A 14,123-nucleotide genomic window follows, 5' to 3' on the forward strand; every position below is an offset into this window, starting at 1 on the left:
CCCGTAGCGGCAGATCAGCCGCGCTCCGATCAGGTGCAAGTCGCCCTGTTCGCGGCGAATCACGTGAGCGCGACCTATGGGGCAAGGGCCCGCGAGTGCCGAATACCGGGTCACGATGTTTGCGCTAACACGTACCTGTCGTGAGGGGGGCCAAGAATAGCGGCGGCAGTCGCTCCCAATCGCTCGGGAGGCGCAATTCAAAATGAGTCCCGTCGATCTGCTGTTGCATTGTCGGCGGTGATTCGGGTCGCCGGTCGAACGCTGCGCGGGGGGCTGACCCGAAACCCGCCGCCGGGGAGACTGCGGTACGGCCCGCACCGCGCGGGCCACCTCGACCCCGGGAGGCAGCAGATGACTCCGGCCCAGGCCCGCACGACCCCCGGCACCGCCGGCTGGAGCGACGGCGCGTTCACCAACCCGGTGCTCGCCGGTCTGCACCCGGACCCGAGCGTCTGCCGGGTCGGCGACGACTACTACCTGGCCTGCTCCAGCTTCGAGTACTTCCCCGGGGTGCCCATCTTCCACAGCCGCGACCTCGTGCACTGGGCACAGATCGGCAACGTGCTGGACCGGCCCGGCCAACTGGTGCTGCCCGCGACGATGCCGTCGTCCGCCGGCGTCTACGCGCCGACGCTGCGCCACCACGACGGCCGCTTCTGGCTGATCGTCACCAACTGCGCCGACGGCGGCGGTAACCTCCTCTACACCGCGACCGACCCCGCCGGCGACTGGTCGGATCCCGTCCGGCTGCCCGGCATCGCCGGCATCGACCCGGACCTCGCCTGGGACGACGACGGCACCTGCTGGTGCACCTACGCCGGCATCGAGCAGGTGCGCCTCGACCCGCACACCGGGCGGACGCTCGGCCCGCCCCGCCGCCTGTGGTCCGGCGCGCCCGGCGCGCAGGCACCGGAGGCCCCGCACCTGTACCGGGTCGGCGACCACTGGTATCTCCTGATCGCCGAGGGCGGCACCGAACGCGGGCACGCCGTCTCGATCGCCCGCGCCCCCGCGCCCGACGGGCCCTACGAGCCGTGCCCGGCCAACCCGATCCTGACCCACCGGGGCACCAACCGTCCGATCCAGAACACGGGCCACGCCGACCTCGTCGAGGCGGCCGACGGAACCTGGTGGATGGTGCTGCTCGGCGTACGCCCCGGCGGCGGCACCCCCGGCTGGCACGTGCTCGGGCGGGAGACGTTCCTGGCCCCGGTTACCTGGGTCGACGACTGGCCGGTGGTGGGCGCGGTCGAGCCGGTCATGCAGGCGCCGCCGTGGCCCGCGCACCCGGTGCCGACGTCGCCCGTGCGGGACGACTTCGACGCCGACGGGCTGCACCCGCGCTGGGTGTCGGTGCGGTCCCGACCCGCCGGGAGCTGGTCGCTGACCGAACGGCCCGGCTGGCTCACGCTGCGGGCGCGCGGCGCGTCGCTGGACGAGCCCGACGTCACGTTCGTCGGCCGCCGCCAGCAGCACCTGTCGTGCCGGGTGCGGACGCTGGTCGACGCGACCGGGGGGCGCGGCGGCCTCGCCGTACGCCTCGACGAGCGGCACCACTACGAGATCGAGGCGGGCGACGGCGAGGTGCGGGTGCTCGCGCGGATCGGTTCGGTGCTGTCCACGGTGGCCACCCGGCCCGTCGGTGCCGGCCCGGTGTGTCTGCGCGTCGACGTGGTCGCCCCGTCGCCCGGCGACTGGCACCCGGCCAAGGAACCCGACGTGCTCCGGTTCGGCATCGAGGCGGCGGACGGCACGTACGACGTGCTGGGCACGCTCGACGGCCGTTACCTGTCCACGGAGGTCGCCGGCGGCTTCACCGGCCGGGTCGTCGGCATGTACGCCGGGTCCGGCAGCGTCCGCTTCGACTGGTTCGACTACGAGCCCCGCGACCTCGCGCGCGCGGACGGGGCGGTGCCGTCCGGGACCGAGCCGGGGCGCTGACGGCCGGCGGGCCCGGAGCCGAGTGGCTCCGGGCCCTGATCGTGCCGTGCTCAGGGGCTGGTGCAGGAGACGTTGCTGGGCGCGGGCCCGTCGCCGGTGGCGGTGAACCCGAACGTCGTCGAGCCGTTCGGGGCGACCGTGCCGTTGTAGGCGGCGTTCTTGACGGTGACGTTGCCGGTGGTGCCCGTGTTGACGCCGTTCCAGACGCTGCTGATGGCCTGGCCGCTGCCCAGCGTCAGGCGTACGGTCCAGCCGTTCAGCGTGGCGGTGGTGCCGTTGGCCACGGTGACCTCACCCTGGAACCCGCCGGGCCAGCTGTTGACCGCGCGGTACGTGGCGGTGCAGGTGCCGGGCTCGCCGGTCGGCGGCGGGGTCGTCGGCGGCGGGGAGGTCGGGGGCGGGGTGGTCGGCGGCGTGCTGGTGGGGGGAGCGGTGGTCGGCGGCGTGGTCGACGCGAACTGGCTGAAGAACTTCCAGATCTCGCCCGAGGTCCAGGTCCGGGAGTCGTTGGGGCTGGAGGAGCCGTCCACCGGGCTGGGGGTGTGGTCGCCGTCGAAGGCGGCCCACTGCACGGGGTAGCCGGCCCGGCAGCCGGAGTAGGCGGTGGTGATGTGGGTCAGGCTGCCCCGGCTCGGCTCGCGCGGGCTCTGCGCGGTGCAGCCGTTGTTCCTGACGAACGTGTCGCGCAGCGACCGGCCCGCCGAGATGTTCAGCACGCTGTCGTAGATGCCGTGGATGCCGAAGTACGCCACCGGCTGGGTGCCGGGGTTGCAGCCGCTGAGGTTGGCCCCGGACAGGACGCTGACCGCCCGGATGACGGTGGGCCGGGCGCAGGCCACCGCGTAGCTCATGGCCCCGCCGTAGCTCCAGCCGAGCGCGAAGCGCTGCGTCGTGTCGACGCAGAGGTCGTTCTCGACCACCCGGGAGATGTCGTCGAACAGGGTCAGGTCACGGCCGTTGGTGTTGGCCCAGCCGTTGTCGATGCCCTGCGGCGCGACGAAGATCGTGCTGTTGTTCGACAGCGGCAGCAGGCCGTAGTAGCCGGCCGAGGCGACGTTGTTGGCCGAGCCGTTCAGCCAGTGGAAGCCGAAGATCAGCCGGTAGGGGCGGTTCCTGTCGTACCCGTCGGGAATCCGCAGGATGTAGCTGCGGTTCTGCCCGCTGCTGGAGATCGTGCGCGTGCCGCTGGTCAGCGTGGGGGCCTTCCCACAGCCGGCGGTCGCCGCGAGCGTGCCGTTCGTCGCGGCCTCCGCCGCCTGGCCGAGGCTGCCGGTCAGCACGCCGCCGGCGGTGGCGACGACGAGCGCCGCCGCGGCCGCGACGGAGGAGAGGACGTATCTGTGTTTCCACTGCCTCACCATTGCCTGGTTCCTTCCATCGATCGTCATGTGCGTGGTGGGGTCGTGTTGCCGCCCGTCGGCCGGCCCGGCAGGAGGGGGCTCGGAAGGTGACGCCCGGCGGGTTGCCGCTTGGGTGAGCGGCCCGGCTGCCCGGCCGGGCCACGGGGTGGTGGCGGCCACGGGCGTCCGGGCTTCCTCCGCGTGGTCGACGGAAGCACCTCCCGGAGTCGTGGGGTTGCCACCAGCCCGTGTTAACGCTCACGTATTGATGGTCATATGTTTTCAGAAAGTTGCGGATTCATCAAGCGATAGTTTCGATCTTGGGTCGCCGGGCTGCGGTCGCGGCGCTCCCCGCCCCGTCGGGCGCGCGGCGCGGTTGCGCAGAGTTTCCGGGCGACTACTTCCCCGGACGGTGCAACTCCCCGGCCGGGTGGCTCCGTTCTACCTCCGTCATGAGGAGGCAGTCGACTTGAGAGCCGAAGACGAGCAGGCGTTCCGCGAGTTCGTGACGTCACAGATGGCGTCGCTGCGCAAGCTGGCGTACATGACCTGCGGCGACTGGCACACGGCGGAGGACGCCGTGGCCAACGCGCTGGTCAAGCTCTACCCCCGCTGGCGGAAGCTGGAACGGCCCGATCTCTACGCCAAGACCATGGTCTACCGGGCCGCGATCGACGAGACCCGCCGGCCCTGGCGACGCGAGCGGTCGGCCGGCGACGCCATGCCGGACGTGGCGCTGCGGGACCCGGCCGCCGCGGCCGACGAGCGCATGCGCCTGCGGGCGGCGCTCGACGCCGTGCCGGCCCGGCAGCGGGCCGCGGTCGTGCTCCGGCACTACCTGGGCCTGAGCCTGGAGGACACGGCCGGCGTGCTCGACTGCACGGTGGGCACGGCCAAGAGCCAGGCCTCCCGTGGCCTGGCGAAGCTGCGCGAGGCCCTCGCCGGCGAACACATCAGTCTCACCGGGAAGCAGATGGAGGAGTGGACCAGTGCAGTTGCGTGAATTCGTGGACGCCGTGACGGGCGAGGAGCCGCCGATGGCCCGCACCGTCGACGACATCGTCGCGGCCGGGCGGCGGGCCGAGCGGCGACGCCGGGCCGGCTTCGCGTCGGCGGGCGCGGCCGGTCTCGTCGTGGTCGCGGTCACCGGCGCGTTCCTGCTGCCGACCTCCGGCGCCGAGCGGAACACCCCGGCCACGCCGGCCCAGGCCGGCGCGGCGGCGGCCGGGCCCGCCGAGGCCACATGGCCCGACGCCCCGCCGTTCACCTTCACCTTCGAGGGGTACGACGCCGGCACGCTGCACGTGCAGGACCCGATCGTCGCGTCCACCGCCTACCAGATCGCCTCCGTCTACTCCGACCGCCACACCTCGAACGACAAGCCCGTCACGGCCGAGGAGGAGGCTGGAACGCGGGGCGACATCCTCGAGTGGAAGAAGAGGGCGGCCAAGGGGAAGCCGAGCCTGTGGGCGTACCTGACCGTCTACCGGCCGGGCGCCTTCGACCCAGCCAAGATCAAGGGCGGCGAGAAGGTCACCGTGGCCGGTCGCAAGGCCGTCCAGGCGACGCTGCCGGTCGGCCTCGACCCGCAGGGCCCGACGGACGCGCGCAACAAGCTGTTCGCCTGGGAGTACGCCCACGACGCCTGGGCGGCCGTCACGTCGATCTCCAGCGACCAGGCCACGCCGAGCTTCCGGGACCTGGGCGGCCTGGTCGAGGGCCTGAAGCCCAGCAGGCCGAAGCCGGCCCCGGTGCCGTTCACGGTGGGCTACGTGCCGGCCGGCTACCTGCCGCTGCAAAGCGGCACGCACGCCATGCCCGGCCTCAGCGGCATCGCCACGGCCCGTGCCGGTGACTACGGCGGCGCGACGTACACCAGGCCGGCCATGCCCACCTCGGGCCTGACCCTGCCGTACGACGCGGTCGAGGGCACCATCAAGGACGGCTTCCACATCTTCGTCACGCCGAACACCAGCTCGAACCAGTCGCCGGAGCCCGGCACGACGAAGTGCTACCGCACCACCGACGGCCCCGCGCGGGGTGGCTTCTGCAACGTCTGGAGCGCCGACGGCAGCGTCGTCCTCCAGGTCAGCAGCCAGGGCCTCGGCAACAGACTGCCGCTGGCCGAGGTGGAGAAGGTCGCGAAGGGGATCACGGTCGCCGACGTCGCGGACGAGTCGACCTGGACCCCCGCCGCGAAGGCCCTGCGTCCGTGAGGAACCGACACCTGGAGGTGGCGGGGGCCTGCTCGGCGGGGCCGGCTCCCGGGGGCGGGGCGGGGAGCTGAGGCTGGCCTGATCGTCACGGCGACAACGGCACTGCGCGTCACCGGCGGTGCCGTTGTCGCCGTTTCGGGTCCAGGTCATCGGTCGGCAGTGGTCGAAACTTTCGGGCACTCCGTTCGAAACTACCGGTTGAAACGCCCGGGGTTGTCTGTCAGCCTTGGTAACCATCGATCGATGTGAACGTAGACCTGGCCCGTCCCGGCCCGGCCGGACCCACCGCACCCACCCCACCACCAGGAGGAACCGACAGTGCGAGGACACGCGCACCCCCCGCCCCCGGACGACACCAGCGCCGGCCGGGTGGCCCCCGGCCTGCGGGGACGACTGGCCAAGCTGGCCGCAGCCGGCATCGCCGCCGCCGTCGGGCTGTTCACCATCGCGGTGGCGACCGGGTCGGCGTCGGCCGCCGACAACCCGTACCAGCGGGGCCCGGACCCCACCCGGGCCAGCGTCGCGTCCGAGAACGGCCCCTTCGCCAACACGTCGGTCGCCGTCCCGACCGGCTACGGCTTCAACGGCGGCCGGATCTACTACCCGACCGACACCAGCCAGGGCACCTTCGGCGCCATCGCGATCTCGCCCGGCTACACCGCGCTGTTCTCCGTCGAGCTGGCCTGGATGGGGCCGTGGCTGGCCTCCCACGGCTTCGTCGTGATCGGCATCGAGACCAACAGCCGCAACGACTTCGACACGGCCCGGGGCACCCAGTTGCTCGCCGCGCTGGACTACCTGACCCAGCAGAGCCCGGTCCGCGACCGCGTCGACTCCAGCCGGCTGGCCGTCGCCGGTCACTCCATGGGCGGCGGTGGGGCGTTGAGCGCGGCCATGCGGCGCTCGTCGCTGAAGGCGGCGGTCGGCATCGCGCCGTACTCGCCGTCGTCGAACCTGGCCACCGACCGGGTGCCCACGATGGTCTTCTCCGGGCAGGCCGACACGGTGGTCACCCCGTCCTACGCCACCGGCCTCTACAACAGCCTCCCGAGCACCACGGAGAGCGCCTACCTGGAGGTCGCGGGCGCCGACCACGGGTTCATGGTCGGCCGGTCGAACCCCGTGCTGATCCGGACCATGCTGCCGTTCCTCAAGATCTTCATCGACAACGACGCCCGCTACAGCCAGTTCCTCTGCCCGCTGCTCGACACCAGCGGCGTGGTCACCTACCGCAGCACGTGCCCGCTGCTGCCCACCCCGCCGACCAGCCCGACGGCGACCCCCACCACCACCCCGACCGGGCCTTCGCCGACCAGCCCGCCCGGCGCCGCCAGCCAGCTCGTCGGCGCGCAGTCGGGCCGGTGCGTCGACGTGCCCAACGCCTCCCGCGCCAACGGCACCCGGGTGCAGCTCTGGGACTGCAACCGGCAGTCCAACCAGTCGTGGACGTACACCTCGACCAAGCAACTACGGGTGTACGGCGACATGTGCCTGGACGCGGCGGGCACGGGCAACGGCGCGGCGGTCCAGATCTACGGCTGCCACGGCCAGGCCAACCAGCAGTGGAACGTCAACTCCAACGGCACCGTCAGCAACGTGCAGTCCGGGCGCTGCCTGGACGTCTGGAGCACGGCCAACGGGGCGCAGATCCAGCTCTACGACTGCCACGGGCAGACCAACCAGCGGTTCAACCTCACGCCCCTCGCGTGATGCTCACGGCCGACGGGCCCCGGGCGGCCTCGGAGGCCGTCGCACCCCGACCCGGCCGCACCGCCTGAGGCGGTGGCGATCGCCGACCGGCCCCGCTCGTCCCCCGAGCGGGGCCGGTCCGGCCGCACCGGCCGGTGGGGCGGTTCAGCCTGCCGACCTCTCGTCCCCGGGGCTCACCAGGATCATCCGGCGACGCCGGGCAGCGAGGAACAACGCGGCTCCGACCGCCAGCGCCGCGACGCCGATCCCGCCGATCAGACCGGCCTGCGGCCCGGTGACCGGCAACCCGCCGTCACCGCCGCCGCCACCATCCTCGCCGCCATCGTCGCCGCCGCTCTTCGCGGCCAGCACCACGGCGAACCCGTCCTCGTTGTCGCTGTCGTCCGTGTCGGCCACCCGCACGGCGACGGCGTTCGCGGGCAGCGCGGTGCGCGCAGGCTTGGAGCGGCCGTCCGTCGACCGCTCGGCGAGGCCCTCCACCTGCACGGTTCCGCCCCGCAACGTCGCCGGGGCGGTGGCGGAGGCCGCGGTCTTCACCAGGTTGAACAGCTCGACCGCCGAGTAGGTCGTGTCGTTCGGATCGGTGTCCTCGACGGCCGGGACGAGGGTGAGGCTCTCGTAGGTGCAGACCGCCGACCGCCCGGCGTCGGCGAGCACACACTCGGTCGGCTGGCTGGTGAAGGTCACCCCCTCCGGCAGGCGCAGCGTGACCCGCACTCCGCTGACCGCCTTCCGGCCCTGGTTGGCGACGGTGTGCCGGACCGCACCCGTCTCACCCGGGTGCAGCGTCCCGGTGGGCTCGGGCGTGTAGTCGGCCCCGACCCGCACCGACTGCTTCACGTCCGGGGCGACCACCGAGAGGTCGGCACTGGACTGGTCGACCAGCTCCAGCGGGAACCATCCGGTGTTGTCGGCCGGGTTCGCGTCCTTCTCCGGCCCGATGGTGACCGAAGCCTCGAACTTGCCCTCGTAGGGACCCGCAGCCCCGTAGACGGTCGCGTCGACGGGAACGTCGACGGTCTCACCCGGCCCCGGAATCAGCTCCGGCAACAGTCGGCAGTAGAACCCGCCGAAATCACCGTCGCACTCGCCCACGCCACCCTTTGAGTGCCAGATCAGGCCGACCGGCAGGGGGCCGGGGCCCTCCTGCGGCTGGCGGACCCTGACGACGACGTCGGTCGGGGTCTCGTCCCCCAGGTTGCTGACCTTCAGATGGACGACCTTCCTCTCGACCCCCAGCGGGACCCTCGTCCCGGACGCGGCGACCGCGAGGTCCGGGCCCTTCTTCGCCGCCTCGGCGGGGCCGGCGGGGACAGCCACCCCGGCGGCGAGGAGCAGCGCGGCGGCGACAGTTCGCGACAGCCGCCGACGATCAAAGCTCATGGCAGAACCCTTCAGGACGAGCGGACAGGGTGGTGGAGAACACTATCGGCAATCGGCTTCCGTGAGTGCCCGTCGCGTTGGCGAAACCGGGGCGGCGCTGGAGTCGCGCGGTGGAGGATCGCGCCCGTGCGAGGCCGGGGGTGACACCGGCGGGGGGCGGTGTCACGGGCACCTCCATGGGGCCTTATTGCCAACTTTTGGCAACTGCGCGATAGTGGCATCAGTGGGCGGGTGCTCCGGCGGCGCGATGATCCGAACCATCGCCGGGGCGCCCGCCCAGCTCATGCGACGACGAACGTTCGAGGAGCCGCCGCCCGTGGCCGCACGATCCCTGGAGTACGTCATGGTCAAGCCCCTGCCCGCGCGCGTGACGGCGGCGGCCGTCGCCGCCCTGCTCGCCGTCGCCGGCTGCTCGTCGCCGACGGCGTCGTCCGGCGGGGCGGGCGACGCCGGCACGCTGGTGGTGGCCACCGCGGGTGAACCGGACACCCTCAACCCGGTGCTGAACTACGGCGTCGACGGCGCGTCGCTGATCTTCGACGGGCTGGTCGCCCGGGACGCCGGCAACCGGCTGGTGCCCGCCCTGGCCCGCGACCTGCCGACCGTGTCGGCGGACGGCAGGACCGTGACGGCCAGGCTGCGCGAGGGCGTGCTGTTCCACGACGGCACCCCGCTCGCCGCCCAGGACGTCGTCTTCACCTACCGGGCGGTGCTCGACCCGAAGGTCGACTCCACGCTGCGCTCCGACCTGGACATGCTCGCCTCCGTGACCGCGCCCGACCCGGCCACCGTGGTCTTCACCCTGAAACACCCGTACGCGCCGTTCCTGCAGCGGCTGGCGCTGGGGATCGTCCCGGCGAAGGCGTTCGCCGGGCAGGACGTCAACAAGGCCGAGTTCAACCGCAGGCCGGTCGGCACCGGCCCGTACCGGGTGACGGCGTGGACGCCGGGGGACCGGCTCGTGCTCGCGGCCTACGACAGGCACTGGGGCGGCCGGCCGAAGAACCCGGGTGTCGTGGTCGCGTTCGTCGCCGACGACAACGTGCGCGCCCAGCGGATGCGGGCCGGGGAGTTCGACGCGGCCGAGCTGGCACCCAAGCTGGCCACCGGCTTCGACGGGCAGGGCGGCTACCGGGTGCAGCGGGTCCCGACCGCCGACTACCGGGGCGTCATGCTGCCCATGGGCAACCCGGTCACCGGTGACCTGGCGATCCGGCGGGCCCTGAACACGGCGGTGGACCGGCAGGCCATGGTGACCGGCGTCCTCGGCGGGGCGGGGGAGCCGGCGTTCGGGCCGGTGCCGCCCTCCTCGGAGTTCGCCGAGCCGTCGATCGTCGGCCGGCCCACCGCCGACCCGGCCGCCGCGACCGCGATCCTGGATGCCGCCGGCTGGAGGCCGGGCCCGGACGGCATCCGGGCCAGGGGCGGCCGGCAGGCCGCGTTCACGCTGATGTACCCGGCCACCGACAGCCTGCGCAAGGAACTGGCCCTCGCCGTCACCGCCGACGCGAAGAAGATCGGCATCAGGGTCACCCCGGAAGGGCTGACCTGGGACGCGATCACCCCACGGATGAAGACCGACGCGCTGGTGATGGGCTACGGCACCCCGTACGACCCGGATTTCGTCTCCTACAAGCTGTTCGGCTCGGCCCTCGCCGGGCAGGGCTTCTTCAACCCCGGCTCCTACCGGTCCGCCGTCGCCGACGGCGCGTTGCAGCAGGGCCGCGACAGCGCCGACCCGGCCGTCCGCAGGGCCGCCTACGCCACCTTCCAGAAGCAGCTCGCCGCCGACGTGCCGTGGGTGTTCCTCACCTACCTGCAGCACACCTACGTCGTGAAGGACACCGTGGCGGGGGTGACGCCGCGGGTGGAGCCGCACGAGCACGACGTCGCCAACAGCCTCTGGTGGAACGTGCACACCTGGACGAAGCAGCCGTGACCGCGGCGACGACCGGGCGTCGGCGGCTGGCCGGGGCCGGGGCGGTGGTCCGGCGGCGGCTGCTGGTGGCCGTACCCGTGCTGGCCGCGACCAGCATGGGCATGTTCGCCCTCGGCGCGGCCTCCCCGATCGACCCCGCGCAGCAGTACGCGGGCGCGGCGGCGTTCACCACCAGCGAGGAGAACCTCGCGCAGATCCGCGCGAACTGGGGCGTCGACGACCCGCTGCCCGTGCAGTACGCCCGCTGGATCGGCAACCTGCTGCGCGGCGACCTGGGCTGGTCGACCAGCCGCCACGAGCCGGTCACCTCCGTGCTGGCCGCCCGTGCCGGCTGGACCCTGCTGCTCGTCGGCACCGCCCTCGCCCTGGTCCTCGTGGCCAGCGTGCTGCTGGGCACCCTCGCCGCGTACCGGCGCGGCGGCTGGTTCGACCGGGCGCTGCGCGCCGCCGCGTACGCCGTGCAGTCGATGCCGGTGTTCTGGATCGGCCTCGCGGCGATCGCCGTGTTCGCCCTCGCCCTGGGCTGGTTGCCCGCCGGTGGGCTCACCGACATCACCGCGACCGGCACCGACCCCGCCGACGTGGCCCGGCACCTCATCCTGCCCGTGACGGTGCTGGCAATCTCCCAGGCCCCGTGGTTCGTGCTGTTCGTCCGCGACGCCGTCGCCGAGAGCCTGCGCGACGACCACGTCCTGGCCGCCCGCGCCCGCGGCCTGCCGGGCCGCACCGTCCTGTTCGGCCACGCGCTGCGCACCGCGCTGCTGCCGTTCCTCACCTTGGTCGGCACGCATCTGCCCGAACTGGTCGGCGGCGCGGTCCTGGTGGAGACCGTGTTCTCCCTGCCCGGCCTCGGCGCGGTCACCGTCGCGGCCGCGCTGGGCGCCGACTTCCCGCTGCTCGCGGCCACCACCCTGGCCACCGCCGTCGTGGTCCTGGCCGCGAACCTCGCCACCGACCTCGCCTACGCCGCCGCCGACCCCCGGGTACGCCTCGATGACTGACCTCGCCCGGCCGCCGGCCACCGCCCCGGCCCGCACCCACCCGCCGACCCGGGCCCGCGCCGGTCGCCTCGGCGCGGGCGTGGCCGTCGGCGTCCTCGCCGCCGCGGTGGCCGCATGCCTGCTCGCGCCGTTGCTGTGGCCACTCGACCAGAGCGCGGTCGACCTCGCCCGTACCCGTCTCGCGCCCTCGCCCGACCACCTGGCCGGCACCGACGACCTCGGCCGCGACGTGGCGCTGCGCAGCCTCTACGGCCTGCGGGTGTCGCTGCTGGTCGGCGCGGTCGCCGCCCTGGTCGCCACCGTCGTCGGTGGCCTCGTCGGCGCGGTCGCCGGCACCCTCGGCGGCCGGGTCGACCGGGCCCTCATGCGCGTCGTCGACACCGTCGCCGCCCTGCCGCACCTGCTGCTGGGCATCTTCGTCGTCGCGATGCTGCGCCCCGGCCTCGGCGCCGTCATCGCCTCCATCGGGCTGACGCACTGGCTGTCCACCGCCCGCATCGTCCGCTCCGAGCTGCTCAGCCTGCGCACCCGACCGTTCGTCGACGCCGCCATCTCCGGCGGGGCCTCCCGCACCCGCGTGCTCACCCGGCACCTGCTGCCGCACGTCCTGCCGCGACTGGCCCTGGCCACCACCCTGATGGTGCCGCACGCCGTCTGGCACGAGACCGCCCTGTCCTTCCTCGGCCTCGGCCTGCCCCCGCACCTCGCCTCCATCGGCAACATGATCAACGACGGGCAGCGGTCCCTGCTCACCGGAGCCTGGTGGGCCAGCATCGTCCCCGGCCTCCTCCTCGTCGCGGTCACCCTCGCCCTCGCCGTGCTCACCGGCCGCTGGCGCGACCGCCTCGACCCCCGCGTCCGAGCGGAGCTGCACCTGTGACCACCACCGTCCCCACCGACACCCGCCGCGCTCACGCCCTGCTGGGCGTCGACGGGCTCACCGTCCGCTTCCACCTCCGGGGCGCCGTGGTGCACGCCGTCACCGACCTGAGCCTCACCCTGCACCCGGGCGAACTGCTGGCCGTCGTCGGCGAATCCGGCTGCGGAAAGTCCGTCCTGGCCCACGCCCTGCTCGGTCTGCTGCCCCGCAACGCCACCGTCACCGGACGCGCCCACCTGCACCCGCCGGACGGCCATCCGGTCGACCTGATCGACGCCGGTGAACGACACCTCACCCGCCACGTACGCGGCCGCGCCGTCGGCCTCGTCCCGCAGAGTCCCGCCACCGCGCTCACCCCGGTCCGCAGCGGCCGGCGGCTGCTGGAGGAAACCCTGCGCGCCCACGGACACACCCGCCGCGCCGCCCCCGCCGCCGCCGACCGGATCGCCGCCGACGTCGGACTCGACCCCGGCGACCTGGACCGCTACCCCCACGAGCTGTCCGGCGGCATGGCCCAGCGGCTGGCCACCGCCCTGGCCCTCGCCCCCGACCCGCCGCTGCTACTCGCCGACGAACCGACCACCGGCCTCGACCGGCCCCTGGTCGACCACACCCTCGACCTGCTGCGCCGCCGCTGCGACACCGGCGCGGCCGTGCTGCTTATCACCCACGACCTCACCGCCGCCCGCCGCGTCGCCGACACCGTCGCCGTCATGTACGCCAGCCGCATCGTCGAACACCGCCCCACCGCCGCCCTGTTCGACGCGCCCGCCCACCCCTACACCGCCGGGCTGCTCGACGCCCTGCCCGACCGGGCCTTCACGCCCGTGCCCGGTCATCCGCCCATGCTCACCGACCTGCCCGACGGCTGCGCCTTCGCCCCACGCTGCCCCCGCGCCACCGACACCTGCCACATCCCACCCCGCCTCCTGCCCGACGGCGCGGGGCGGGTCGCCTGCCACCACCGGCTCACCCCGGGAGCGCCCGCATGACCGTCACCTCCGACGACACCGTGCACGGGGCCGCAGCCGGCGGGCTCGCCGCGCGGCGGGTCACCGTCGCGTACGGCCGGCAGCGCGTCCTCGACCGGGTCGACCTGCACATCGCCCCCGGCGAGACGGTCGGACTGCACGGGCCCTCCGGCAGCGGCAAGTCCACCCTCGCCCGTGTGCTCGCCCTCCTGCACGCCCCCGACAGCGGCCACGTCACCATCGACGGGCACCCCGTGGGCGGTGCCCGGCACCGGCTGCCCGCCGCCCTGCGGACCCGCGTCGCGATCCTGTTCCAGAGCCCCCGCTCCGCCACCGATCCCCGGCTGAGCCTCGCCGACCTCATCGCCGAACCGCTCCGCGCCACCGGCGCGTCCCGCGACCAGGCGTCCGCCCGTACCGCTGACCTGGCCGACCTGGTCGGCCTCACGCCCGACCTGCTCGCCCGCCGCCCCCACGCGGTCAGCGACGGGCAACTGCAACGCGCCTGCCTCGCCCGCGCCCTCGTGCACCGGCCCGACTACCTGCTCTGCGACGAGGCCACCGCCATGCTCGACGCCTCCACCCAGGCCCACGTCGCCGCCGTCGTCACCGACTACCAGCGCCGCAGTTCGGCGGGGGTCCTGCTCATCACCCACGACCCCGTCCTGATGAGCCGCTGGGCGACGCGGGTGGTGGAGCTACCGCCGCCATGAGAAGGCGGTCTGCGCCACGATGGAGTCGG

Annotated in this window: 11 protein-coding genes; 9 read left to right on the forward strand and 2 right to left on the reverse strand. The window is 73.7% G+C overall.

Annotation, left to right across the window (positions count from 1 at the left end; genetic code table 11):
• Positions 1–351 precede the first annotated feature (351 nt).
• Positions 352–1,941, forward strand: a complete 1,590-nt coding sequence (locus tag LPA42_RS05085; protein WP_077935882.1) for a glycoside hydrolase family 43 protein — start codon at positions 352–354, stop codon at positions 1,939–1,941.
• 50 nt (positions 1,942–1,991) lie between these two features.
• On the opposite strand, the gene LPA42_RS05090 is transcribed toward LPA42_RS05085, so the two are convergent.
• Complete coding sequence (locus LPA42_RS05090) at positions 1,992–3,302, reverse strand: cellulose binding domain-containing protein (protein WP_228986363.1); 1,311 nt, start codon at positions 3,300–3,302, stop codon at positions 1,992–1,994.
• Between the two features lie 448 nt (positions 3,303–3,750).
• Between LPA42_RS05090 and LPA42_RS05095 the strand changes: the two genes are divergently transcribed.
• The 3 genes from LPA42_RS05095 (at position 3,751) to LPA42_RS05105 (ending at position 7,207) form a co-directional block, all read left to right on the forward strand.
• Positions 3,751–4,284, forward strand: coding sequence for a SigE family RNA polymerase sigma factor (locus LPA42_RS05095; protein WP_077935884.1), 534 nt, complete (start codon positions 3,751–3,753; stop codon positions 4,282–4,284).
• On the forward strand, positions 4,271–5,497 hold the full coding sequence (locus LPA42_RS05100; RefSeq protein ID WP_228986364.1) for a hypothetical protein: 1,227 nt from the start codon (positions 4,271–4,273) through the stop codon (positions 5,495–5,497). Before LPA42_RS05095 ends, LPA42_RS05100 begins: the two co-directional genes overlap by 14 nt.
• Positions 5,498–5,815: 318 nt before the next feature.
• A complete protein-coding gene (locus LPA42_RS05105) occupies positions 5,816–7,207 on the forward strand; it encodes a ricin-type beta-trefoil lectin domain protein (protein ID WP_077935885.1) in 1,392 nt (463 codons plus the stop codon).
• Between the two features lie 144 nt (positions 7,208–7,351).
• Here LPA42_RS05105 and LPA42_RS05110 read toward each other — a convergent pair whose 3' ends face one another.
• Positions 7,352–8,590 (reverse strand): hypothetical protein, encoded by a 1,239-nt coding sequence (locus tag LPA42_RS05110; protein ID WP_158229367.1) that lies wholly within the window; start codon positions 8,588–8,590, stop codon positions 7,352–7,354.
• Between the two features lie 316 nt (positions 8,591–8,906).
• Between LPA42_RS05110 and LPA42_RS05115 the strand changes: the two genes are divergently transcribed.
• The 5 genes from LPA42_RS05115 to LPA42_RS05135 are packed head-to-tail and all read left to right on the forward strand — an operon-like array spanning position 8,907 to position 14,094.
• On the forward strand, positions 8,907–10,529 hold the full coding sequence (locus tag LPA42_RS05115) for an ABC transporter substrate-binding protein (protein WP_228986365.1): 1,623 nt from the start codon (positions 8,907–8,909) through the stop codon (positions 10,527–10,529).
• Positions 10,526–11,530 carry an ABC transporter permease gene (locus LPA42_RS05120; RefSeq protein WP_077935886.1) on the forward strand — a complete coding sequence of 335 codons (1,005 nt, stop codon included), beginning with the start codon at positions 10,526–10,528 and terminating at the stop codon, positions 11,528–11,530. Before LPA42_RS05115 ends, LPA42_RS05120 begins: the two co-directional genes overlap by 4 nt.
• Positions 11,523–12,410, forward strand: coding sequence for an ABC transporter permease (locus tag LPA42_RS05125; protein WP_077935887.1), 888 nt, complete (start codon positions 11,523–11,525; stop codon positions 12,408–12,410). The genes LPA42_RS05120 and LPA42_RS05125 overlap by 8 nt, the downstream gene beginning before the upstream one ends.
• On the forward strand, positions 12,407–13,402 hold the full coding sequence (locus tag LPA42_RS05130) for an ABC transporter ATP-binding protein (RefSeq protein WP_228986366.1): 996 nt from the start codon (positions 12,407–12,409) through the stop codon (positions 13,400–13,402). Before LPA42_RS05125 ends, LPA42_RS05130 begins: the two co-directional genes overlap by 4 nt.
• Positions 13,399–14,094, forward strand: coding sequence for an ABC transporter ATP-binding protein (locus LPA42_RS05135; protein ID WP_077935889.1), 696 nt, complete (start codon positions 13,399–13,401; stop codon positions 14,092–14,094). Before LPA42_RS05130 ends, LPA42_RS05135 begins: the two co-directional genes overlap by 4 nt.
• The last annotated feature ends 29 nt before the right edge of the window (positions 14,095–14,123 follow it).

The sequence above is a fragment of the Micromonospora sp. DH13 genome (assembly GCF_020873825.1).
GTDB lineage: Bacteria > Actinomycetota > Actinomycetes > Mycobacteriales > Micromonosporaceae > Micromonospora > Micromonospora haikouensis.

What these genes read in the sequence shown, in the direction of transcription:
- LPA42_RS05085 (WP_077935882.1), top strand. Translation starts at nt 352, where the DNA reads ATGACTCCGGCCCAGGCCCGCACGACCCCCGGCACCGCCGGCTGGAGC.
- LPA42_RS05090 (WP_228986363.1), bottom strand. Translation starts at nt 3,302, where the DNA reads ATGGTGAGGCAGTGGAAACACAGATACGTCCTCTCCTCCGTCGCGGCC.
- LPA42_RS05110 (WP_158229367.1), bottom strand. Translation starts at nt 8,590, where the DNA reads ATGAGCTTTGATCGTCGGCGGCTGTCGCGAACTGTCGCCGCCGCGCTG.
- LPA42_RS05125 (WP_077935887.1), top strand. Translation starts at nt 11,523, where the DNA reads ATGACTGACCTCGCCCGGCCGCCGGCCACCGCCCCGGCCCGCACCCAC.
- LPA42_RS05135 (WP_077935889.1), top strand. Translation starts at nt 13,399, where the DNA reads ATGACCGTCACCTCCGACGACACCGTGCACGGGGCCGCAGCCGGCGGG.